The sequence below is a fragment of the Bradyrhizobium algeriense genome, from assembly GCF_003062295.1.
Classification (GTDB): Bacteria; Pseudomonadota; Alphaproteobacteria; order Rhizobiales; family Xanthobacteraceae; genus Bradyrhizobium; species Bradyrhizobium algeriense.
On the sequence record NZ_PYCN01000014.1, the window covers coordinates 34,340 to 54,053 of the forward strand.

Here is a 19,714-nt window from a genome sequence, read left to right on the forward strand (position 1 = left end):
GCATCAAAGACGCACGGCAAGGCGCCGGCGTGACAAGCCCCACTGTAAACCCCGGATTAATTAGCACCACCTATACTGGTGGCCCGCATGCTCTGACCCGCGCAAATGGCTTAAATCCCATGAAAATCGGCACCCTCCTGACCGCTGCCATCGTCTCGCTTTCCGCCGTCGGCGGCGGGCTCGCCGTCTATGTGGCGGTTTCGAAATACCAGACCATGGATCAGGTCTCGGTCGCGCAGAGCCGGCTGGAGCTGGTGCGCGCGGTCGGCGACATCCCGCGCTACATGAATCCCGAGCGTGGCTTTGCCACCAACATCATGTTCGGACCTCCCGCCGTGGATCCGAAGCTGCTCACTGAGCTCGACAAATATCGCAAGAACACCGATGGGGCGCGCGACAAGATGAACCGGGTCAAAGCGACCCTGCCCGGCGCGATCGATGACAGTGCCGCCGTCGGCAGCAGCATCGATGCCCTGAATACCCAGTTCGCCGGGCTGCGCGCAGCCATCGACAAGGCCCTCACCGGCCCGGCGGAAGCCCGCCGCGATGCGGCCAGGAAAATCGTCTCCGACAACTCGGCCTTCAACAAGGCTATCACGACGCTGCTCGACGAGCAGGTGCGCAAGATCGCGATGCTCGACGGCACGGCCTACCGGCAAGCAAGCTACGCCAATATCGCCTGGACGCTACGCGACGTCGGTGGTCTCAACTCCAGCCTGCACAAGAATCTCATCGGCGCCAACCGGGTAGCTACCGAAGCCGAGAAGATGGATATCAGCCGCTCGCAGGGGCGAAACGATCAAATTCTGATGTCGCTGCAGGAATTGCGCGGCAATCCCGCTACGCCGGCCAATGTGGCCGCGGCGCTCGACAAGATGAACGCAGCCTATGTCGATCGTTTCGGCAAAGAGCTAAAGCTCGTCAAGGATGGCGCCATCAGCGGCAAATATGAACACGATATGGAGACCTACTACGCAGAGACCCAACTCGGTCTTGCGTCCATCATTACGGTCCGCGATGCCTTCTACGACAACGCCGAACAGGTGCTCGGCGAAGCCTATTCCTCCGCGCGTCTCAGCTTTCTGATCGCGCTCGCGGGTCTTATCGCAGTCGTCGCCGCCAGCGCCGTGCTGATCATGATGGTTCGCCGCCGCGTCTGCAAACCGATCGTCGATCTCACTGCGCGGATGTCGCGGCTGGCCAGCGGTGACCTTGCGAGCGAAATATCGGGCAGCGAACGCAATGATGAAATCGGCGCGATGGCTGCTGCCGTTGGCGTCTTCAAGGACAGCATGGTCGAGGCCGAACGGCTTGCCGCCGAGAAGGCCGCCGAGAACGACGGCAAGATGCGCCGCGCCCAGGTGCTCGACGAACTCACCCGTGTGTTCGAAGCCAAGGTCATCGAACTCGTCGGCGGGCTGTCGTCGGCGTCATCCATCATGGAAGATACCGCGCAGTCGATGTCATCGACAGCCACGCTCACCAACCGTCAGGCGGCCATCGTCGCCGCCGCTTCCGATCAGACTTCGGCAAACGTGCAGACTGTTGCGAGCGCCACCGAGGAGCTGGCCTCCTCGATTTCGGAAATCGGCCGCCAGGTCGCGCAATCGACCGAAATCGCCGCCCGCGCGGTCGACAATGCCCGGCGCACCGGCGACACCGCCCGCTCGCTCGCCGACGGCGCGCAGAAGATCGGCGACGTCGTGACGCTGATCCAGAGCATTGCCGCGCAGACCAACCTCTTGGCGCTGAACGCGACCATCGAAGCCGCGCGTGCCGGCGATGCCGGCCGCGGCTTTGCCGTCGTCGCCTCCGAAGTCAAATCGCTGGCCGGCCAGACCGCCAAGGCCACCACCGAAATCTCCGAACAGATCGCCGCTATACAGGCGGCGAGCGACCAGACCGTGACGGCGATCCAGAACGTCGCCAACGTGATCGCCGAGATCGACCAGATCGGCACCGCGATTGCGGCCGCGATCGAGGAACAGGGCTCCGCGACCAAGGAAATCTCCCGCAGCGTGCAGGAAGCCGCGCGCGGCACCCAGGAGGTCAATTCCAACATCACGGGCGTCCAGAAGGCCGCCGACGACACCGGCGCCGCCGCCAATCAGGTGCTTGGCGCAGCGGAGCAATTGTCCTCGCAGTCCAAGGATCTCGCCGGACAGGTCAACCGCTTCCTCTCGGAGGTGCGTGCGGCTTGATCTGAATATCCGATCGGCCGGAGAAGCCTAGCCGATCCGCTCGAGCATTTTAGCCGCGTAGCCCGAGCACGCGGCGCGCGATCGACTGGCGGTGGACCTCGCTCGGTCCCTCGTACATCCGCATCAGGCGTGCCTTCTGCCAGAGCGCGTTGAGCGGCAGTTCCAGCGTCATGCCGAGCGCACCGAGCGTCTGCATGGCATGATCACAGGCCTCATAGGCCATCTCGGTCGCGAACACCTTGATCATCGAGGCTTCGTGGCGGATGTCCTCGCCGCGGTCGGTCCTGTCAGCGGCATCGCGCACCATCAGCCGGCAGGCATGCATGCGCGTCGAGATGTCGGCGATCCACCACTGGATCGCCTGGCGATCGGCGAGCTTGACGCCGAACGTCTCGCGCTGCCTGGCGTGTTCGCACAGCATGTCGAGTGCCCGCCTGGCGATGCCGATGCAGGTCGACCCCATCTCAAGCCGCCGCGTGCGCAGCCGGAGCTGCATCGGCGCATAGCCCTTGCCGATTTCGCCGAGCACGGAGTCGGCCGGGATACGGCAATCCTCGAACACGATTTCATAGGTCGAGCCGCCGCCGAGCATCGGGATTTCACGCTCGATGACGAAGCCGGGCGTGCCCTTCTCGACAATGAAGGAGGTGATGCCGCCCTGCCGCGCATCGCTGCCGACGCGGGCCATGACGATGATGAAATCGGCGGCGCGCGCATTGCTGATCCAGATCTTGCGGCCGTTGAGCACCCACTGATCGCCGTCGAGCACTGCTCGTGTCTTCATTGCGGCCGGATCACCGCCGGCGCCCGGTTCGGAGATCGCGATCGCCGACGTCATGCGTCCCTCGATATAGGGCTGCATGTATTTCCGCTTCTGCGCCTCGGTGCCGGCCGCCTGCAACATGCGCAGGTTCGGCGAGTCCGGCGGCAACACGAAAGGCACGCAGGTACGGCCGAGCTCCTCGTGGACCGCGGCCATGGTGCGGGTCGGCAGATCGTGGCCGCCAAGATCTTCGGGGGCATCGAGACCCCACAAACCCAGCTCCTTCGAGACCGTCCGCAGCCGATGCTTCTGCTCGGCGGTCAGTTCCGGATGATCGGAGCCCGGCAGCTTGGACTTCAAGTAATGCGGCTCGAGGGGAATCAACTCGCGGTCGACGAATTTCGCGACCGTCTCGCGGATCAGGGCGGTCTCCTCATCGGTACTCATCGTCAAAACCTCTCAGTCCGCGAAGCCAACATAACGCACGAAATCGCCGTTTGCCTCGCGATCCGACCGCACCGCATTGGCGGGAAAGCTGTCATCGGGATAGCCCATGGCGACGCAGGTCATGATGACCTCGTCCTCGGGGATATTGGCGACCTCGCGCACGATATCCGAGCGCATGATGCCCTGCCCGTTGATGACGCTGCCGAGCCCGCGGTCCCAGGCAGCAAGCACGATGCCGTAGCAGAGCGCGCCAAGGTCGAAGTGGCACACCGCGCCGGGATCGAGAACCTTGTCATAGGTCAGGACCAGCGAGACCGGCGCGTCGAACTGCCGGAAGCCGCGCAGCACCTGCCGCATCGGCTTGTCGTCGCGCGCGATCCCCATCACGGCGAACAGCTTTTTCGCGATATCGACTTGCCGGCCGCGGTGAACGCCCTGATATTCGCCGTGACTGATAATGTCGCGCTTGGGGCTGGCACCCGCGATCATCTCCTCCATGTTGCGACGGCGCACCTCCTCCAGCGGCTCGCCGGTCAGGACGTGGATATGCCAGGGCTGGGTGTTCATCGACGACGGCGCGCGCTTGGCGACCTCGATGATGTCCTCGATAACCGTGCGGGCAACCGGCTCCCTGGTGAACCCGCGGACGCTCTTGCGGGTCTGAACCAGCGTCTCGAAATCCATCCGTTGCATTCCGTCGGTCCGTTGCATTCCCATTGGTCAATCCCTTTTGAAACGATAATCGAAGCGGTCGCCATCCGCCGTAATCAGCCCGGCGGTGGGCGCGGGGAAATGGACGGGCAAGATCAGCGTGTCGGTACCGGCGACGGACGCAAAGAATTTCCGCCGCGAGATCGCGGACTGCCTCGGGTCCCAATCCGGCTTTGCCGACCATTCCGGCTCGCGGCACTGGATGACGTGATGCATGAGGTCGCCGGCCACCACCGCGCGCTTGCCCTTCGAGAGGATGTTGACGCAGCAGTGACAGGGCGAATGCCCAGGCGTCGGCGTCAGTGTAACGGTATCGTCGAGCGCGTAATCGTCGTCAACCAGGACCGCCTGCCCGGCCTCGACGATCGGCAGGCAATTGTCGCGAAAGACCGTGCCGGGCGACTTGGCTCCCTTGGCGTTCTCCGCCTCCCACGCGGCATATTCCCGCTTGTGGAATATGTACTTCGCATTGGGAAACGTCGGTACCCAGCGCCCGTCGCGCAGCGTGGTATTCCAGCCGCCGGTATGATCGATGTGCAGATGGGTGCAGAACACGTAGTCGACCTGCTCGTAGGATATGCCGAGCGCAAACAGCTCGTTGCGCCAGCGCTCCTTGCCGGGAAAATCGAACGGCGGCGGATGGCCCTTGTCCTCGCCGGTGCAGGTGTCGACCAGAATGATGTGGCGCGGCGTGCGGACCACAAACGTCTGGTAGGTGATCACCATCAGCCCCAGGCCTGCGTCGAACACCTCGGGCTCCATGCCGGCGAGGTGATGCTTGAAGACGGCATCGTCATAAGCCGGAAAGAAATCCTGCGGCCGACGCCACGGCCCCTCGCGCTCAATGACAGCGTCGATGGTGATATCGCCGATGCTGAGCTGTTTCATCCCGTCTCGCTCCCCGTTATGCGGCAGCGTAACGGGCGAGTTCCACACCGACAAGCCGCGCGCAAGTTGTAGCGCCATGCGTTTCGGCTTTCCCTGTCCTCCGCCGCAAATCGAACAGAAATGCTGCCTAGCGAATGCGTCCTCTACGCGGGGGCAAGCTTGAACAAGAAACTCAAATATTCCGCGGCGGCGATCGTTGTCTTCGCCGCAGCCATCTACATCAACAACACCAATCACCTCGCCGCCCATCGGGAGGGCAAACCCGTCCTGCTCGCGCATCGCGGCATTGCCCAGCGCTTTGACGAACGCGAGCTGAAGAACGACACTTGCACCGCGGCGCGCATGCTGCCGTCTCGTCACGAGTATCTGGAGAATACGATAAGTTCGATGCGAGCCGGCTTTGCGGCTGGCGCCGATGTCGTCGAGCTCGACGTTCATCCGACCACCGACGGCGAGTTCGCAGTGTTTCACGACTGGACGCTGGATTGCCGCACCGACGGAAGCGGCGTCACCCGCGAACACTCCATGGCCTATTTGAAGAAGCTAGACATTGGCCATGGCTATACCGCCGATGGCGGCAAGACCTTTCCGTTTCGCGGCAAGGGCATCGGCCTGATGCCGACGCTCGACGAGGTGCTGGCGACGTTCCCGCAAGCGCGGCTATTGATCAATGTAAAGAGCCGCGACCCGTCCGAGGGAGAGAAGCTCGCAGCCGTGCTGAACAAGCTGCCCGCCGAACGCCGGGCGCAGATCATGGTCTATGGCGGTGACGAGCCGGTCGAGATTGTGCGCCAGCGCACGAGCGATATCAGGACGATCTCGCGTGGCGCGATCAAGCGCTGCCTGCTCGGCTACATCGGCTACGGCTGGAGCGGCATCGTGCCGGGAGCCTGCCACAACGCGATGCTACTGGTTCCGGTCAATGCGGCGCCTTGGCTATGGGGCTGGCCCGACCGTTTCCTCAACCGCATGAAATTCGTCAACAGCGAGGTCTTCGTGCTCGGCCCCTACCGCGGCGGCGAGTTCTCGACCGGAATAGATTCGCCTGAACAGTTTGCGCGGCTGCCGCAAAACTATTCCGGCGGCATCTGGACCAACGAGATCGAGGCGATCGCGCCGCTCACGCGCAAATAGTTCGTAGTTCGTAGCCCGGATGGAGCGAAGCGCAATCCGGGAACAGTTCAGCCTATGGAGAGAACCCCGGATTGCGCTTCGCTCCATCCGGGCTACGGCTTCAGCTCCGCAATCCCGGCGCTTCCTGTCCGGTGCGTGCGACATATTCGGTGTAGCCGCCGCCAAACTGATGAATGCCCTCCGGCGTCAGCTCCAGCAAGCGATTGGAGAGCGCGGCCAGGAAATGCCGGTCGTGGGAGACGAACAGCATGGTGCCCTCGAACTCCGAGAGCGCGTTGATCAGCATTTCCTTGGTCGCGAGGTCCAGATGGTTGGTCGGCTCGTCCAGCACCAGGAAATTCGGCGGGTCATAGAGCATTTTTGCCATCACCAGCCGCGCCTTCTCGCCGCCTGAAAGCACGCGGCACCTCTTCTCGACATCGTCGCCGGAAAAGCCGAAGCAGCCTGCAAGCGCGCGGAGCGAGCCCTGGCCCGCCTGCGGGAAGGAATCTTCCAGCGACTGAAACACCGTACGCTCGCCGTCGAGCAGATCCATGGCATGCTGGGCGAAGTAGCCCATCTTGACGCTGCCACCGACCGCCACCGTGCCGTCGTCGGGCTCGGTCGAGCCTGCCACCAGCTTCAACAGCGTCGATTTGCCCGCGCCGTTGACGCCCATCACACACCACCGCTCCTTGCGGCGGATCATGAAATCGAGCCCCTGATAGATGGTGCGGCTGCCATAGCCCTTGTGGACGTTCTTCAGGCTGACGACATCCTCGCCCGAGCGCGGCGCCGGCAGGAATTCGAACGCCACCGTCTGGCGGCGCTTCGGCGGCTCGACGCGCTCGATCTTGTCGAGCTTTTTCACCCGGCTCTGCACCTGCGCCGCATGCGAGGCGCGCGCCTTGAAGCGTTCGATGAACTTGATCTCCTTGGCCAGCATCGCCTGCTGGCGCTCGAACTGGGCTTGCTGCTGCTTTTCGTTCAGCGCACGCTGCTGCTCGTAGAATTCGTAATTGCCGGAATAGGTCGAAAGCGTGCCGCCGTCGATCTCGACCACCTTGTTGATGATGCGGTTGATGAACTCGCGGTCATGCGAGGTCATCAATAGTGCACCCTCGTATCCCTTCAAAAACTGTTCCAGCCAGATCAGGCTTTCCAGGTCGAGATGGTTGCTCGGCTCGTCCAGCAGCATCACGTCGGGGCGCATCAGCAGAATACGCGCCAGCGCCACCCGCATCTTCCAGCCGCCCGACAGCGCGCCGACGTCGCCTTCCATCATCTCCTGGCTGAAGCCGAGACCCGACAGCGCCTCACGCGCCCGGCCATCGAGGGCATAGCCGTCGAGCTCCTCGAAGCGGTGCTGCACCTCGCCATAACGCGCGATGATCTCGTCCATCTCATCCGCGCGATCAGGATCGGCCATCGCAGCCTCGAGCTCCCTCAACTCGCCCGCCACGACGCTCACGGGCCCCGCCCCGTCCATGACCTCGGCCACGGCGCTACGGCCCGACATCTCACCGACGTCCTGGCTGAAATAGCCGATGGTAATGCCGCGATCGAGGGAGACCTGGCCCTCGTCGGGTAGCTCCTGGCCGGAAATCATCCGGAAAAGCGTGGTCTTGCCCGCTCCGTTCGGACCGACCAGGCCGATCTTTTCGCCCTTCTGGAGGGCCGCGGAGGCTTCGATGAAGAGGATCTGGTGGCCGACTTGCTTGCTGACGTTATCGAGACGGATCATTGGGGCCTGAAAGGGAAGGAAATCGTTTCGGCCGCTGCTTAGGACATCTGGAGGGCTGGTGGAAGCGGTTGCGAGCCACCCTCCTGAAAGTAATCACGCAACCCTTAGGCGTTGATCAGGATGCCGGCAACCACCTTCCCCCTGCACGCACGGCCGCAATGCTATCTGTGCACTTGTTGATCGAAGTCATACGGCCGCGGCAAAACCTGCAAGCGTTGCGAACCGATCCGTGCAAGCCTCGTTATTCCGTCATGTCCAATTGAACGACGGATCAGTTCCATGAGTGCAACAGGCCTCGAAGTGTTCGACAGAACCCTGCAGATCACCAACACCTGGTTGGACGAAATGATGGCAGCGTTACCGCGCGATCGGAAGCTGGCATGGCATGTACTGGGCGCAGTGCTGCGAACCATTCGCGACCGGGTTCCGGTCAATCTCGCCGCACATCTTGGCGCGCAGCTCCCGCTGTTGGTGCGCGGCACCTACTATGACCAATGGCGGCCGAGTGAAACGCCGAAAGCATGGCGATCGGCAGACGAATTTCTCTCCATCGTTTCGGCTGAACTGAGTTCCGTGAAACCCGTTGGCGCCGACGATGCGGTGCGCGCCGTGTTTCGGGTTCTGAATCATCATGTCGATCCTCATCAGGTCGAGAAGGTCCGACACGCACTTCCCGAAGAGGTCCAGAAGTTGTGGCCCGCCGATAATCAGGTTTCCTCGGCTGCCTGATGCGGCATGTGATCGCGGTTCCGCAAATCGAGAAGAACCCTCGCGTTCACCGCGCGTTGTTTCCCAAAAGCAACAACGGAGACAGCCATGACCAAGCCTCCGCCCGTGCCGCCGGACAATCAAAGCCACAAGGGTACCGGTGATCCCAAAACCGGCACTGCGCATCAGGTCAAGAAAAGCCGCGGCCACATCGAAAATCCCCGAGAGCAGGGACAGCCCGGTAATACCGCGCAGAACACCACGCATCAGGGCTATCAGCAGGATCGCTAGTCAGGGAGCGAGGCCATGTCGACTTCAACAAAGACGCCGGCGAGCATTCGCCAGGGCGGCCCGGGCGCTTCCCATGAGAACGCCAGGGAGCCACTTCACATCAACAAACCGCCGGCCGATGATCCACAGCGCCGGCACAGCAAAGTGTCCGGCGGCGGCGGTGAACACGACACTCATCATACCCATCATCCGGATCGAAAAGGCGGTCAACGCCGGCACGGCGGTGGCAGCCATCCAGCTTCGAAGAGCGCGTCATGAGCACCAAGCATGTGAAACTGAACAGGCCGACCAACGTAGACCTCGCTCGCAACCCGCTGATCGGCGGGTCGAAGGGCGTGACGATGGCGGGAGTCTCGCCGGACGAGTTGGAGGAGTTCGAAGGCGCCAATACCTTCGAGGGCGATATCGAGAACGATACCAATCCACAGGGCGGCATCAATAAGGCAGAAGTTCGCGACCGACGCCGCGGACCGCCGCAAAACGATCGGGACAGCGGCCCGCGGAAAATGGCGCTGCAGGGAAGGAAGACGCACGAGCAACAACTGCGCATCCTTGAAAGCAAGCCTGATGTTCCCGATGCGAGACAGATCGAGGAGGAGACTATACGCACGCAGCACGACGGTCCCGCAAAAATCGCCAAACGCGGTGGACGCCAATCGGAATTTCCGGTGAGCCGCGCCGGCCTCAATCAGGAAAGCCAGCACAACAAGCACAATCATCCGGGGCAGTCGGGCCACAAGCCCCAAAAACCACAGGGATAAAAAACATGACACGTGGAGCACACGGAGACGGCAAGCATCTCGGGCCTGGAGCGAAGGGTAAAGGCGCAGGTACCGGCGCCATGACCGACGCACAGGATAAGCTGATCGGCGAAAACATGGTGCTCTCAAACCGCGACAAGACCGAGCATTCGCGTGATCGGGGCCAGGACAGCAAGTGGACCCAAACCGAACAGTTGAAGGATCACGCTGCCAACAAGGGCCGCGGATAGGGCGAGATGCGGTTGGCGGGCGCGGCGTTACAAGTTGATCACTCCGATTCGCGCCGCGTGCGCCACGGCGTCGGTTCGGCCGGTGGCGTCGAGCTTGTCGAGCAGTGATCCGACGTGGAATTTGGCGGTGTGAACGGATATTCCAAGTTGTCTCGCAATAGCCTTGTTCGATGCGCCTTCGGCCATCAGCACCAGCACGTCGCGTTCGCGCGGCGTAAGTTCGATGTCAGCCGGCTCACGCGCGGTGTGCGCCTCGCGTGACACGAGCGCGACCGCGGCTGCCTCCCCCGGCGTCGCAAGGCGAATACCGGCAACGCCGCCGAGCAGCGACGCAAGCTGGTCCGCCAGCGCGGGATCGGAAATCTCGATGGCGACCACGACAACTTGTGAAGCCTCCTCGCTCACGCGTCCGCCCTTTCGCCGATCGTGAGCTTGACCCGCACCGGTTCGCCGCCGCGCCGAATCTCGACGTCAACGACCGAGCCGACGCTGTCCGGCCCGAGCGCTCTTAACAACGAACGCACACCGGAGAGCATCTCGCCGTTCCAGCCGACGATAATATCGCCTTGCCGGATGCCGGCGGTTGCCGAAGGGCCCGACTTGTCGACACTCATCACCATCGCGCCGATGCCATCGTCGAGCTTGAGGGGCTGCAGTCCAACCCCGAGATAGCCCCGCGCGATCCGGCCATGGGTTTCAAGCCTTCCGGCGATCCGGCCGATCGTCGCGCTCGGAATGACAAGAACACGTCGCACCCCCTGGACAGTCATGCCAATCGCTTCGCCGGAGGCAGTGAGCGCGAGGCCCCCTTCGTGGCTGGGGCGCAGCCGCACGTCGAGCTCAATCCTGGCGTCGATCTCGCCACCGCGAAGGCTGCGCCAGCTTCTGCCGACCAGCGATACCGTGCCCAGCGCCGCTGTGGGAGCACCTTGCTCGGCGGCGACAACGACCGACAGCGCGCCGAGGTCCGGAACGACGGGTGAAAGCGCGACCGGGGCAGCATTCCCGGTATCGAACCGCAGCAGCGCGATGTCGGTGGTGTGATCGCGCCCCGCGATGCTGGCCGGCCCCACCGTTCCGTCGGCAAGCTTGACCGAGACTTCGCCTTCGTCGGCCAACGCCTCGTCGGCCGTCACGATCAAACCGGGTTTCCAGATGAAGCCGGAGGCTCGCGAGCGGTGCGAGTGCACCGAGACGATCGCGGATTTTGTCCGGGCAACGATATCGGCAAGGGCGGCCGATAATGCGGGAAGGATGGCTGCGGTCGGGTCGGGCATGGCATGAACTCCTGGATCGGTTGAATCCAATCTGGGAGTTCTGATCGCGTTCGGGAACTAGCCTGATGGGGAGGCGGGAACCGATTATTGCCTATTGCCGTGTGGCCTCTGGGGGCCGTGCGTCAAAACGGCGTCGGCCAAATAAAGACCCCGCCGGTCAATCGCAATTACCGACGGGGCACTTTGAGCTGACGCCTTTGGTTGGTGTTCCTTCCTCAGCTATCAACTCAAATTATCAATGCCCGAGCAGAACGCTCGTTCCAAAATCCCGCAGCATTTTTTAAAACGAATTTTGCCCGCCATGGAGGAACCGACATTTCCGCATCAAAGGGACCAAGTTCACAAGCACCGCGCGTCGATACCGTAGAGAACAATCCATCGTACGCATTCCTGGAAACTTTCTAAGAGTGACTCTAAGAACCTTTCCATTAGAGGAATCAACTTCCCTCGCGTTATGCGTCGCACTGGGGTTGCGCTGCCAAGTTTTGCTGAAAGCGCGACAAGTGCTCGCAGGTTTGGGGTGACGCTTTGAAGTCTCGTGATTTTTTGGGGGTCGCCGCGTCGGCGACCGCGTCCGTATTGGTGTTGTGGCCGCAGGCGACATTCGCGCAGTCGAGTTCGGGCACCGCGTCGCAATCTCTCCCGTCAGTCGTTGTCACCTCGCCTGAGAAGCGCACCGCGGCCACGACGACGCAGCGCAGCCGGCGCCCGGCGGCGCAAAGCGCGGCCGCTTCCCGAAGGCCCCAACCGAAACGCGAGGCACCGGCGGCCACCGTCGTCGAGAACCCGCGTGGCGCGGTCCAGGGTTACGTCGCCGGCCGCTCGATGGCGGGCACCAAGACCAATACGCCGATCATGGAGACGCCCCAAGCGATCTCGGTCATCGGCAGCGAACAGATTCGCGACCAGAAACCCGGCAAGTTCGACGAGATCCTGCGCTACTCGCCGGGCGTCGTTGCCGGAACGTTCGGCGCCGACACGCGCAACGACTGGTTCCTGATCCGCGGCTTCAAGTCCGACGACATTGGTCTGTTCCTCGACGGGCTGCAGCTGTTCTACACCTCCTATGCGAGCTGGAAACTGCAGCCGTTCAATATGGAGCGCGTCGAGGTTTTGCGCGGCCCCTCCGCCGTGCTGTATGGCGGCTCCAGCCCAAGCGGCATCGTCAACGCGGTGAGCAAGATGCCTCCGGCGGAGCCGATCCGCTATCTGGAGACCGGCGTCAACAATTTCGGCAATGCCTATCTATCGTTTGATTTTGGCGGTCCGGTCGCGACCTCGCCCGAGAACGGAAAGCTGTTCTACCGCGTGGTCGGACAAGTTCAGAATGGCGGCACCCAGGTCGATTTCACGCCCGACAACAACTACTTCATCGCGCCATCAGTAACCTACAAGCCGGATGCTGATACGACGTTTACTGTACTGGCGTCGGCGTCGAAGCAGGACACCCGCGGCATCAATTTCCTGCCGTATGTGGGCACGGTGGTCGATGCACCGTTTGGCCGCATCCCGACAAAATTGTTCGTCGGCGACCCCGGCGTCGATACGTTCAAGCGCGAACAGGAGATGATCGGCTATCAGTTCGAGCGTAACGTCTCCGACAGCGTCACATTCCGGCAGAATGCCCGCTACGCCCACGTCGACCTCACCTATCGCGGCTATATCGGCAACGGCTATACCAACCTCGCCGCCGGTGACATCGACCGCTACAATTGGTACGCGAAAAACACCGCCAACCAGGGCAATCTGGACAACCAGTTGGAATATCGTTTCGATACCGGCCCGGTGCAGCACACGATGCTGTTCGGCCTCGACTTGAAAAGTTATCGAATCGACGACTATCAAATCTTTCAATTCGGCACCGTGCCATCGATCAACGCTCTAAATCCCGTTTACGGTGTGGGCGACATTCCGTTCTCGGTGGCACCGTTCCGCAACTTCCTCCTGACCCAGAATCAGCTTGGTGCCTATATTCAGGACCAGATCAAGTTCGGCGGCTTCACGCTGGTGTTGAGCGGCCGCAACGATTGGGTGTCGACGAGCCAGGCCGAACGGCCAACCGGCGCCACGCTGTTCAACCGCGAGGACAGCAAGTTCAGTGGGCGTGCAGGCCTGATCTACAATTTTGCCAACGGCCTCGCGCCCTATGTCGCTTATGCCACCAGCTATAACCCGATCATCGGCCTCAACGCTTCCAACCAGTTGTTCCTCCCGGAAACCGGCGAGCAGGCCGAGATCGGATTGAAGTTTCAGCCTAGCGGCTTCAACGGCCATTTCGGCATTGCCGTGTTTGACCTGAAGCGGCAAAACGTGCCGACAACAGTCCCGAGCGCCACGCTGGTTCTGCAGAACCAGACCGGCGAGGTTACCTCGCGCGGTCTCGAGATGGAGGCCGTGGCCAATGTCGCGCCTGGCCTGAAGATGGTTGGTGCGTTCACTACCTACGATCTGTTTACCAGCAAGGATGCGAATCCCGCGCTGATTGGCCTGACGCCGACCAATACGCCGCAGCAGGTGGGCTCCGTCTGGGCGGACTACACCTTCCAGGAGGGGCCGTTGAGGGGCTTTGGCGTTGGGGGCGGCGTGCGCTATGTCGGAAAGTCCTTTGCCGATATCGCGAACACGCTGATCGTTCCTTCGGTTGTGCTCGGTGACGCGACGATCCATTACGAATGGCAAAACTGGCGTGCCGCATTGAACGTCATCAATATCGCTGACAAGACTTACGTCGCCAGTTGCGCGTCCACTACGTCCTGCTTCTATGGTGATCGCCGCAGGGTGACGGCGAGCCTCGCCTACAAATGGTAGCGCCGGCGTAATCAACAGGAGGCAACACTGAAAGCCAGAACCGTTCGCATCTGGTCGGTGGTCCATACCTGGAGCAGCCTGATATCGACGCTGTTCCTGCTGCTGTTGTGCGTCACCGGGCTGCCGCTGATTTTCCATCACGAGATCGATGAACTGCTCGGCTACGATCCGAAGCCCGAGATCGCCCAGCCGGGCGCCGTGAAACGAAGCATCGACGAGATCGCCCGCACGGCGCTTGCGAACGATCCCGGCCGCGTCCTGCAGTATATCCTGTGGGACAAGGACGAACCGAACACGGTGATCGCCTTCACCAACAACAAGGTCGACGGCGATCCGGATGCGGCGACGCTGCGGGCGTACGACGCCCACACCGCCAAGCCGCTCGGCTCGGTCGGCGGCGGCCCGATGCTGATATTCCTGAAGCTTCACGTCGATATGTTTGCGGGCCAACCCGGCAAGCTGTTCCTCGGCGCGATGGGATTCCTGTTCCTGGTCGCGATCATCTCCGGCGTCGTGCTGTACTGGCCGTTCACGCGCCGCCTGAGCTTTGGCACGCTAAGGGACAAGTCGCGCCGTATTGCCTGGTTCGACTGGCACAATCTCTTGGGCGCCATAACCATCGCCTGGGCGCTGGTGGTCGGCGCCACCGGCGTCATCAATACGCTCGCCGAGGTGATGCTGAGCCAGTGGAAAGCCAACGAACTCGCTGACATGGTCAAGCCCTATGCTGGCAAGCCGCCGCCGGTACGTCTCGCTTCGCTTGATGCAACGCTCGAGAAAGCACGCAAAGCCGCGCCTGACATGAATGTCTCGTTCGTCGCCTTTCCAGGCACGCCGTTCACGAGCTCGCATCATTTCGCGGTCTTCATGCGCGGCGACACACCGCTGACGTCGCGGCTGCTCAAGCCGGTGCTGCTGGATGGCGAAACCGGAGAAGTGTCCGATGCGCGCGATCTTCCCGTCTATCTCAAGGCGCTATTGGTGTCGCAACCGCTGCACTTTGGGGACTATGGCGGCATGCCGCTGAAGATCATCTGGGCACTGCTCGATATCATGACGATCGTCGTGATCGGCAGCGGGCTCTATTTGTGGATCGTCAAACGCCGCAAGCACCGCAGCCACGCCATCGCGGGGCAGCCTTTGTTGCAGCCGTCCGAATGACTGCTGCACGCAAATCACGATCCAGCGGCAATTGGTGGACCGTGTATGGTGGCCCGCTCCTGCTCGGCGTGCTCTCGATTGCGGGGCTATTGACGGCGCTGCTCTCCGAAGGCGCCGGCCGGTATTTTTCCTGGATCGCCGTTGGCGCGCCCGTCGCCATTGCCGCGTGGTTTTTCGCGCGGCGCAAGCGCGCCTGAAATCTGCGCGCACGGCGTCAGCTTCCATCCCTTTTTCATCGGGAACATATCCGGGCGTGCAACCGTTAGCCGCAACAAGCCCTGAGGGAGTTCCCAATGAACTGGAAAGGCAAGTGGCGCAATCAATACGGTTCAACCGTCGATATTACCGATGATGCCAACCACCGGATTGCCGGCACGTTCAAGACGGCGCTCAGGGACAGCGGCTTCTACGGGCAGGAAATCCCGGTCGTCGGCATTCACCAGGGCGATTGCATCAGCTTCGTCGCGGGCGGCAAGACGCCTGCGGGCGATGCCGCAGTCTCCTATACCGGACTCGTGCGAGACGGAAAAATGGAGACAATGTGGTTCGTGGTCGCGGATGCCGCGATCAAGGCGGCGGAGGAAGGCGCGCCCGGCAGAATCGAAAAGCTGAACTGGTGGCGCTCGATCATCACCAGTGCCGACACGTTCGAGCGTGTGGTACGATGACTTTTTCGTATCGTGATCCGCGCCGCTTCTCTCGCAGCCATCCCTGGGCCTGGAAGATGCGCTACGCCGGCCGCATCAGTTTCAGCGTGGCGGCCAGCCGCAGGCTGCGCTTGCCTGCGAGTGCAATGGCTTCGAGTTCGGCACCCGCCTCATCGCAGGTGCCGGTAAAGCCGATGCCGACCTCATGACCACCGAACACGGGGTTTTCGCCTTTCGCCGGCGTGTGCTCCTGGTTGAGGATCTCGCCCTTCCAGCGGCCGTCGGCCGAGGAATAGGCGCCAAGGTAATAGAAGAAGGCGTCGCCGCCGAGGATGCGGCCGTTCAGCAGCAACATGACGCCCGACAAGCCGGCTTTGACTCCGTCGAGCGCGCGAAACCGGATGGAATAGAGCCCGTTGATAATGCCGCCCTGCCCGACGGCGCCGACCGGTGGCAGCGCCTCGTCGTCGAGCCGCGTCAGCTCGGCCCAGAACAAGGCGCCGGGCCGCGGCGCGGCGCTGCCTTCAAAACGAATCTTGTTGCCTTGCAGTCTGCCCCGCACGCTGATGGCGGCGACGTCGGTGTCCATCAGCGGCTTGTAGTAGGGATCGTCATTGTGGCGCTGGGTGATGACTTCGCCGACAATCTCCCCGCCGCTCTCCTGATAGGTGCCGAGATGGGCAAAGGCCGAATTGCCGCCCAGCAGCTTGCCATTGTGCATGCACATGATGCTGCGGCCGAACGCATCGTTCACGCCATACTCGACCTTGTAGAGCCCGTTCAGCAACGAAGATGTCCCGCACTATGGAATTGTCTCGCGGGGCGGCATAGCACCGCCGGAAGCCCGGAACCAGCCGCGTTTTCACACAGACTCAATGCCGCTTGAAATACTGCACGGCGCGCTCGTGCTTTTCCGCCGCCGCGCGGGATTTGAAGGTTCCAAGGTTACGGCGCCTGCCCGTTTTCGGGTTTATTTTGCGGGAATAGAGCCGGTATTCGCCCGATTGCAGTTTTCGGATCATGGAAAGCACCGCTTGTTGCGAGCCCCCGTCCGCAATAATTGCGCCGCGGGGCCTCTTGTTCCGGTCCGGCTATTCGCGTTGTCTTTGGGCCTTGCAATGCCGGATCGCTCTACCCGGCGCGGAATGAATGGGGGCCTCGGTGCAACATTTCTTCCTTTATCTCCTCGCGCTCGGCGCCGGCGTCAGCGTCGCCACCCAGCAGGTGCTAAATGGCAGCCTGCGCACGGTGCTGGGGTCGCCGGCCTGGGCGGGACTGGTCAGCTATGCCGTCGGCTTCATCACCATGATCGTCGCGGTGATCGCGCTCGGCGAGCGGGTGCCGTCCTGGAAAACAATGACCGATGTGCCCTGGTATGCGTGGTCCGGCGGCGTGTTCGGCGGCGCCTTCATCCTGCTGGCAATCCTGCTGCTACCCTCGCTCGGCGCGGCGACGCTGTTTGCGCTTGTCATCGCCGGCCAGGTGCTCGCCGCGGTTACGCTGGATCATTTCGGCGCATTCGGGTTGACGCCGCATCCCGTCAGCGCGGCGCGTTTCGCAGGCGCAGTGCTGCTGATTGCCGGCGTCGTCCTGATCAGGGAGTGATCGTCGGGGCGTCTCAGAAGCACAAATTCGTCACCACGTTGCCGCGCTTGTCCTTGATCGTATAGGGACAGCGGAGCCGCTCGAGCGCTTTCTTCGCGTCCTCATCGCCAAGCGCGGCGGCGCGCTGATAGTAGGCTTTGGCGGCGTCGGAATCCTTCGGTCCGCCGCGGCCTTCCTGCGCGAACGCGCCCATCTGCGCCAGCGCGCCGGGATGATTTTGCGACGCCGCCTTCTCGAACAGCGCGCGGGCCGCCGTGTCGTCTCTCGCCCCGCCATTGCCTTCGGCCAGCATCATGCCGAGTTGATACTGCGCCTCGGCATTGGTCTCGGCGGCCTTCGACAGCAGTTCGCGCGAACGCGCCGGATCGGAGGATGCTCCGCCGCCGAGGGCGGCGAGGTTGCTGATGCCGCGCGGATTGCCGGCCTGGGCTGCGCGCTCGAACAGTTTGCGCGCCTGCGCCTCGTCGCGAGCGACACCCGCGCCGGTACCGTAGAGCACGCCGAGTTCGACCATGGCCGAGGTCGAGCCCTTGTCGGCCGCCTTGCGCCAGGCGGCAAGCGCTTCCGCCGCCTGCCGGTTGGCGGCGTAGGCCCGCCCGAGCTGGTACATCGCCCGGCGCGATGAACTCGCGGCGCTTTTGCAGAACTTGATGGCGGTGGCGATGTCGGAGGCCGCGATATCCGTCACACCCTTCGCGTCGACCGGTTTGTCGGGGTCGGCGGGATCGGCCGCAACACGGTCGCACAGCACGAGATCGGCCGACTGCGCATGGGCCGGGCCCTGCGCCAGGGCCGCAGCGACGACGACGATCAGCAGGCCTTGGAGCGCCCTCTTCATAAAGCGCAGGTTGCGTCGAGACGCCCTGAAATTCAAGGTTCCAGCCCGCTCTCGCGCAACGCCGGCGCGACCTCGGGCGAGGCGAGAAACCGCAGCAACCGGTCTGCCTCGGCCGGCTTGTGCGTCGCCGCCATTCGCCCCGCGGAAAACACCGCAGGCGTTTGCAGTTCGTATGGAATGGGCCCAACCACCTCGATCCCCCCAACCTGCTTCAACTCGCTGATCTGCTGGACCGCGAGATCGGCCTCGCCGGTCACGAGCTTCTCGGCGGTAAAGCCCTGTGGGATGATGACCGCCTTTGCATTGATGTCGGCGGCAATGCCGAGGCGCTCGATCAGCTTTGCGAACAGAATGCCGCTGGCGCCGAGCCGCGAATAGGCCACGGAGCGGGCACCAAGCAGTGCCGCACGCAACGCCGCCTCGGTTGAGATATCCGGATGGGTCGCGCCGGCTCTCACGGCGATGCCAACCCAGGAGCGGGCCAGATCCACGCAACTTTCAGCGACCACCCGCCCGTCGCGGACGACCTCGTCCAGCCCCTCGCGGGTCAGGATCACGACGTCGGCCGCCTCTCCGGCGCACAACCGCTTCAACAGCGCCAATGTCGGAGCGAAATCGGCATCGATACGCGCGCCGCCGGCCGTTTGATAGCGGCCCACCAGGCCGTGCACGGCGCCCTTCAAAGCCAGCGTCGAGAGCACGCGGATGGCGTCGCTCATCGGCCGCTACACTTGGTGCATCAGCTTCAGCACCGCGGTCATGCGAAGGCTGCGCTTGCCGGCGAGCGCGGTCGCCTCAAGCGTCGCGCCCTCCTTGTCGCAGGTGCCGGAAAAGCCGATGCCGACTTCGTGGCCGCCGAAGATGGGGTTATCTCCCATGGCCGGCGTGTGCTCCTGATTGAGGATCTGGCCCTTCCAGCGGCCATTCTCCGAGGTGTAGGTGCCGAGATAATAGAACGAGGCATCGCCGCCCAGGATGCGGCCTGCATTGAGCAACATGACGCCGGTCAGGCCGCCCTCGACACCGTCAAGCATGCGGATGTGAATGGAATAGAGGCCGTTGACGATGCCATCCTTGCCGACGCCGCCGGCGATCGGTACGGCGTCCTGCTCGATCGGCGTCATCACCGAGTGAAACGCCACGCCGGGCAATTCCTTCAAGCCCCCTTCGAAACGATAGAGGTCTCCGTCAGCCCTGCCTTTCGCCAGCAGGGTGGCATCGTCGGTGCCGGCCATCGCGCGATAAGCCGGGTCCGGGTTATGGCGGACGGTCTGGATCACGATGTCGACGCCATCGTCCCGCTTTTCGTATGTGCCGATATGGGCGAACGCCGAATTGCCGCCCAGCATCCTGCCGTCGCGCGCATACATGACGCTGCGGCCGACCGCAGCGCCAAGCTGAAACCTGACTTTGTAAAATCCCTCAAACAATGCCGCGTCCCCGGCAGGCCAAGCCGCTGTCTAGCGCGCTTCACAACGCAGGGAAACGGTCTTGAACCGGCGTATTTGAATCAATCTCATC

At 62.8% G+C, this 19,714-nt stretch carries 23 protein-coding genes; 12 read left to right on the forward strand and 11 right to left on the reverse strand.

Annotation, left to right across the window (positions count from 1 at the left end; genetic code table 11):
- Positions 1-119 precede the first annotated feature (119 nt).
- On the forward strand, positions 120-2,201 hold the full coding sequence (locus tag C7G61_RS24380) for a methyl-accepting chemotaxis protein (RefSeq protein WP_108519223.1): 2,082 nt from the start codon (positions 120-122) through the stop codon (positions 2,199-2,201).
- Positions 2,202-2,250: 49 nt separating this feature from the next.
- On the opposite strand, the gene C7G61_RS24385 is transcribed toward C7G61_RS24380, so the two are convergent.
- Genes C7G61_RS24385 through C7G61_RS24395 form a run of 3 tightly spaced genes read right to left on the reverse strand, consistent with a single transcriptional unit; the run spans position 2,251 to position 5,010 of the window.
- Positions 2,251-3,411 carry an acyl-CoA dehydrogenase family protein gene (locus C7G61_RS24385; RefSeq protein WP_108519224.1) on the reverse strand — a complete coding sequence of 387 codons (1,161 nt, stop codon included), beginning with the start codon at positions 3,409-3,411 and terminating at the stop codon, positions 2,251-2,253.
- Positions 3,412-3,423: 12 nt separating this feature from the next.
- The gene (locus C7G61_RS24390) at positions 3,424-4,095 is read right to left on the reverse strand and encodes a nitroreductase (RefSeq protein WP_108519225.1); all 672 of its coding nucleotides are present in this window, start codon (positions 4,093-4,095) and stop codon (positions 3,424-3,426) included.
- Positions 4,096-4,131: 36 nt separating this feature from the next.
- A complete protein-coding gene (locus C7G61_RS24395) occupies positions 4,132-5,010 on the reverse strand; it encodes an MBL fold metallo-hydrolase (RefSeq protein ID WP_108519226.1) in 879 nt (292 codons plus the stop codon).
- A 159-nt stretch (positions 5,011-5,169) separates the two neighbouring features.
- Here C7G61_RS24395 and C7G61_RS24400 point away from each other — a divergent pair, with 159 nt between their 5' ends.
- Entirely contained in the window at positions 5,170-6,144 is a 975-nt protein-coding gene (locus C7G61_RS24400) for a glycerophosphodiester phosphodiesterase family protein (RefSeq protein WP_190241953.1), read from the forward strand.
- 100 nt (positions 6,145-6,244) lie between these two features.
- Here C7G61_RS24400 and C7G61_RS24405 read toward each other — a convergent pair whose 3' ends face one another.
- A complete protein-coding gene (locus tag C7G61_RS24405; RefSeq protein WP_108519228.1) occupies positions 6,245-7,867 on the reverse strand; it encodes an ABC-F family ATP-binding cassette domain-containing protein in 1,623 nt (540 codons plus the stop codon).
- Positions 7,868-8,146: 279 nt separating this feature from the next.
- Between C7G61_RS24405 and C7G61_RS24410 the strand changes: the two genes are divergently transcribed.
- The 5 genes from C7G61_RS24410 (at position 8,147) to C7G61_RS24430 (ending at position 9,857) form a co-directional block, all read left to right on the forward strand.
- Entirely contained in the window at positions 8,147-8,596 is a 450-nt protein-coding gene (locus tag C7G61_RS24410) for a DUF2267 domain-containing protein (RefSeq protein WP_108519229.1), read from the forward strand.
- Positions 8,597-8,683: 87 nt separating this feature from the next.
- A complete protein-coding gene (locus C7G61_RS24415) occupies positions 8,684-8,866 on the forward strand; it encodes a hypothetical protein (RefSeq protein WP_108519230.1) in 183 nt (60 codons plus the stop codon).
- Between the two features lie 15 nt (positions 8,867-8,881).
- On the forward strand, positions 8,882-9,124 hold the full coding sequence (locus C7G61_RS46145) for a hypothetical protein (protein WP_108519231.1): 243 nt from the start codon (positions 8,882-8,884) through the stop codon (positions 9,122-9,124).
- Positions 9,121-9,627, forward strand: coding sequence for a hypothetical protein (locus C7G61_RS46150; RefSeq protein ID WP_244608455.1), 507 nt, complete (start codon positions 9,121-9,123; stop codon positions 9,625-9,627). The genes C7G61_RS46145 and C7G61_RS46150 overlap by 4 nt, the downstream gene beginning before the upstream one ends.
- Before the next feature lie 5 nt (positions 9,628-9,632).
- On the forward strand, positions 9,633-9,857 hold the full coding sequence (locus C7G61_RS24430) for a hypothetical protein (RefSeq protein WP_108519232.1): 225 nt from the start codon (positions 9,633-9,635) through the stop codon (positions 9,855-9,857).
- 27 nt (positions 9,858-9,884) lie between these two features.
- On the opposite strand, the gene C7G61_RS24435 is transcribed toward C7G61_RS24430, so the two are convergent.
- Positions 9,885-10,262 (reverse strand): response regulator transcription factor, encoded by a 378-nt coding sequence (locus C7G61_RS24435; RefSeq protein ID WP_108519233.1) that lies wholly within the window; start codon positions 10,260-10,262, stop codon positions 9,885-9,887.
- Positions 10,259-11,134, reverse strand: a complete 876-nt coding sequence (locus C7G61_RS24440) for a S1C family serine protease (protein WP_108519234.1) — start codon at positions 11,132-11,134, stop codon at positions 10,259-10,261. Before C7G61_RS24440 ends, C7G61_RS24435 begins: the two co-directional genes overlap by 4 nt.
- A gap of 528 nt (positions 11,135-11,662) precedes the next feature.
- On the opposite strand from C7G61_RS24440, the gene C7G61_RS24445 reads away from it, so the two are divergent.
- From C7G61_RS24445 to C7G61_RS24455, 4 genes are all read left to right on the forward strand, one after another.
- Positions 11,663-13,942 (forward strand): TonB-dependent siderophore receptor, encoded by a 2,280-nt coding sequence (locus C7G61_RS24445; RefSeq protein WP_244608456.1) that lies wholly within the window; start codon positions 11,663-11,665, stop codon positions 13,940-13,942.
- Between the two features lie 57 nt (positions 13,943-13,999).
- Positions 14,000-15,103, forward strand: coding sequence for a PepSY-associated TM helix domain-containing protein (locus C7G61_RS24450; protein ID WP_244608457.1), 1,104 nt, complete (start codon positions 14,000-14,002; stop codon positions 15,101-15,103).
- A complete protein-coding gene (locus tag C7G61_RS44035) occupies positions 15,100-15,300 on the forward strand; it encodes a hypothetical protein (RefSeq protein ID WP_145963683.1) in 201 nt (66 codons plus the stop codon). Before C7G61_RS24450 ends, C7G61_RS44035 begins: the two co-directional genes overlap by 4 nt.
- A gap of 96 nt (positions 15,301-15,396) precedes the next feature.
- On the forward strand, positions 15,397-15,771 hold the full coding sequence (locus C7G61_RS24455) for an avidin/streptavidin family protein (protein ID WP_108519237.1): 375 nt from the start codon (positions 15,397-15,399) through the stop codon (positions 15,769-15,771).
- Between the two features lie 61 nt (positions 15,772-15,832).
- On the opposite strand, the gene C7G61_RS24460 is transcribed toward C7G61_RS24455, so the two are convergent.
- Together C7G61_RS24460 and C7G61_RS24465 are read right to left on the reverse strand one after the other, a co-directional pair.
- The gene (locus C7G61_RS24460) at positions 15,833-16,537 is read right to left on the reverse strand and encodes a GrlR family regulatory protein (protein ID WP_190241955.1); all 705 of its coding nucleotides are present in this window, start codon (positions 16,535-16,537) and stop codon (positions 15,833-15,835) included.
- An 85-nt stretch (positions 16,538-16,622) separates the two neighbouring features.
- Complete coding sequence (locus tag C7G61_RS24465) at positions 16,623-16,772, reverse strand: hypothetical protein (RefSeq protein ID WP_108519238.1); 150 nt, start codon at positions 16,770-16,772, stop codon at positions 16,623-16,625.
- Positions 16,773-16,911: 139 nt separating this feature from the next.
- Between C7G61_RS24465 and C7G61_RS24470 the strand changes: the two genes are divergently transcribed.
- Complete coding sequence (locus C7G61_RS24470) at positions 16,912-17,355, forward strand: DMT family transporter (RefSeq protein WP_420836791.1); 444 nt, start codon at positions 16,912-16,914, stop codon at positions 17,353-17,355.
- A 13-nt stretch (positions 17,356-17,368) separates the two neighbouring features.
- On the opposite strand, the gene C7G61_RS24475 is transcribed toward C7G61_RS24470, so the two are convergent.
- Genes C7G61_RS24475 through C7G61_RS24485 form a run of 3 tightly spaced genes read right to left on the reverse strand, consistent with a single transcriptional unit; the run spans position 17,369 to position 19,623 of the window.
- Positions 17,369-18,193 carry a tetratricopeptide repeat protein gene (locus C7G61_RS24475; RefSeq protein WP_108519240.1) on the reverse strand — a complete coding sequence of 275 codons (825 nt, stop codon included), beginning with the start codon at positions 18,191-18,193 and terminating at the stop codon, positions 17,369-17,371.
- A gap of 32 nt (positions 18,194-18,225) precedes the next feature.
- Positions 18,226-18,912, reverse strand: coding sequence for a substrate-binding domain-containing protein (locus C7G61_RS24480; RefSeq protein ID WP_108519241.1), 687 nt, complete (start codon positions 18,910-18,912; stop codon positions 18,226-18,228).
- 6 nt (positions 18,913-18,918) lie between these two features.
- On the reverse strand, positions 18,919-19,623 hold the full coding sequence (locus C7G61_RS24485; RefSeq protein ID WP_108519242.1) for a hypothetical protein: 705 nt from the start codon (positions 19,621-19,623) through the stop codon (positions 18,919-18,921).
- Positions 19,624-19,714 lie beyond the last annotated feature (91 nt).

What these genes read in the sequence shown, in the direction of transcription:
- C7G61_RS24380 (WP_108519223.1), top strand. Translation starts at nt 120, where the DNA reads ATGAAAATCGGCACCCTCCTGACCGCTGCCATCGTCTCGCTTTCCGCC.
- C7G61_RS24385 (WP_108519224.1), bottom strand. Translation starts at nt 3,411, where the DNA reads ATGAGTACCGATGAGGAGACCGCCCTGATCCGCGAGACGGTCGCGAAA.
- C7G61_RS24440 (WP_108519234.1), bottom strand. Translation starts at nt 11,134, where the DNA reads ATGCCCGACCCGACCGCAGCCATCCTTCCCGCATTATCGGCCGCCCTT.
- C7G61_RS44035 (WP_145963683.1), top strand. Translation starts at nt 15,100, where the DNA reads ATGACTGCTGCACGCAAATCACGATCCAGCGGCAATTGGTGGACCGTG.
- C7G61_RS24480 (WP_108519241.1), bottom strand. Translation starts at nt 18,912, where the DNA reads ATGAGCGACGCCATCCGCGTGCTCTCGACGCTGGCTTTGAAGGGCGCC.
- C7G61_RS24415 (WP_108519230.1), top strand. Translation starts at nt 8,684, where the DNA reads ATGACCAAGCCTCCGCCCGTGCCGCCGGACAATCAAAGCCACAAGGGT.
- C7G61_RS24410 (WP_108519229.1), top strand. Translation starts at nt 8,147, where the DNA reads ATGAGTGCAACAGGCCTCGAAGTGTTCGACAGAACCCTGCAGATCACC.
- C7G61_RS24390 (WP_108519225.1), bottom strand. Translation starts at nt 4,095, where the DNA reads ATGGATTTCGAGACGCTGGTTCAGACCCGCAAGAGCGTCCGCGGGTTC.
- C7G61_RS24455 (WP_108519237.1), top strand. Translation starts at nt 15,397, where the DNA reads ATGAACTGGAAAGGCAAGTGGCGCAATCAATACGGTTCAACCGTCGAT.
- C7G61_RS46145 (WP_108519231.1), top strand. Translation starts at nt 8,882, where the DNA reads ATGTCGACTTCAACAAAGACGCCGGCGAGCATTCGCCAGGGCGGCCCG.
- C7G61_RS24430 (WP_108519232.1), top strand. Translation starts at nt 9,633, where the DNA reads ATGACACGTGGAGCACACGGAGACGGCAAGCATCTCGGGCCTGGAGCG.
- C7G61_RS24395 (WP_108519226.1), bottom strand. Translation starts at nt 5,010, where the DNA reads ATGAAACAGCTCAGCATCGGCGATATCACCATCGACGCTGTCATTGAG.
- C7G61_RS24405 (WP_108519228.1), bottom strand. Translation starts at nt 7,867, where the DNA reads ATGATCCGTCTCGATAACGTCAGCAAGCAAGTCGGCCACCAGATCCTC.
- C7G61_RS24475 (WP_108519240.1), bottom strand. Translation starts at nt 18,193, where the DNA reads ATGAAGAGGGCGCTCCAAGGCCTGCTGATCGTCGTCGTCGCTGCGGCC.
- C7G61_RS24465 (WP_108519238.1), bottom strand. Translation starts at nt 16,772, where the DNA reads ATGATCCGAAAACTGCAATCGGGCGAATACCGGCTCTATTCCCGCAAA.
- C7G61_RS46150 (WP_244608455.1), top strand. Translation starts at nt 9,121, where the DNA reads ATGAGCACCAAGCATGTGAAACTGAACAGGCCGACCAACGTAGACCTC.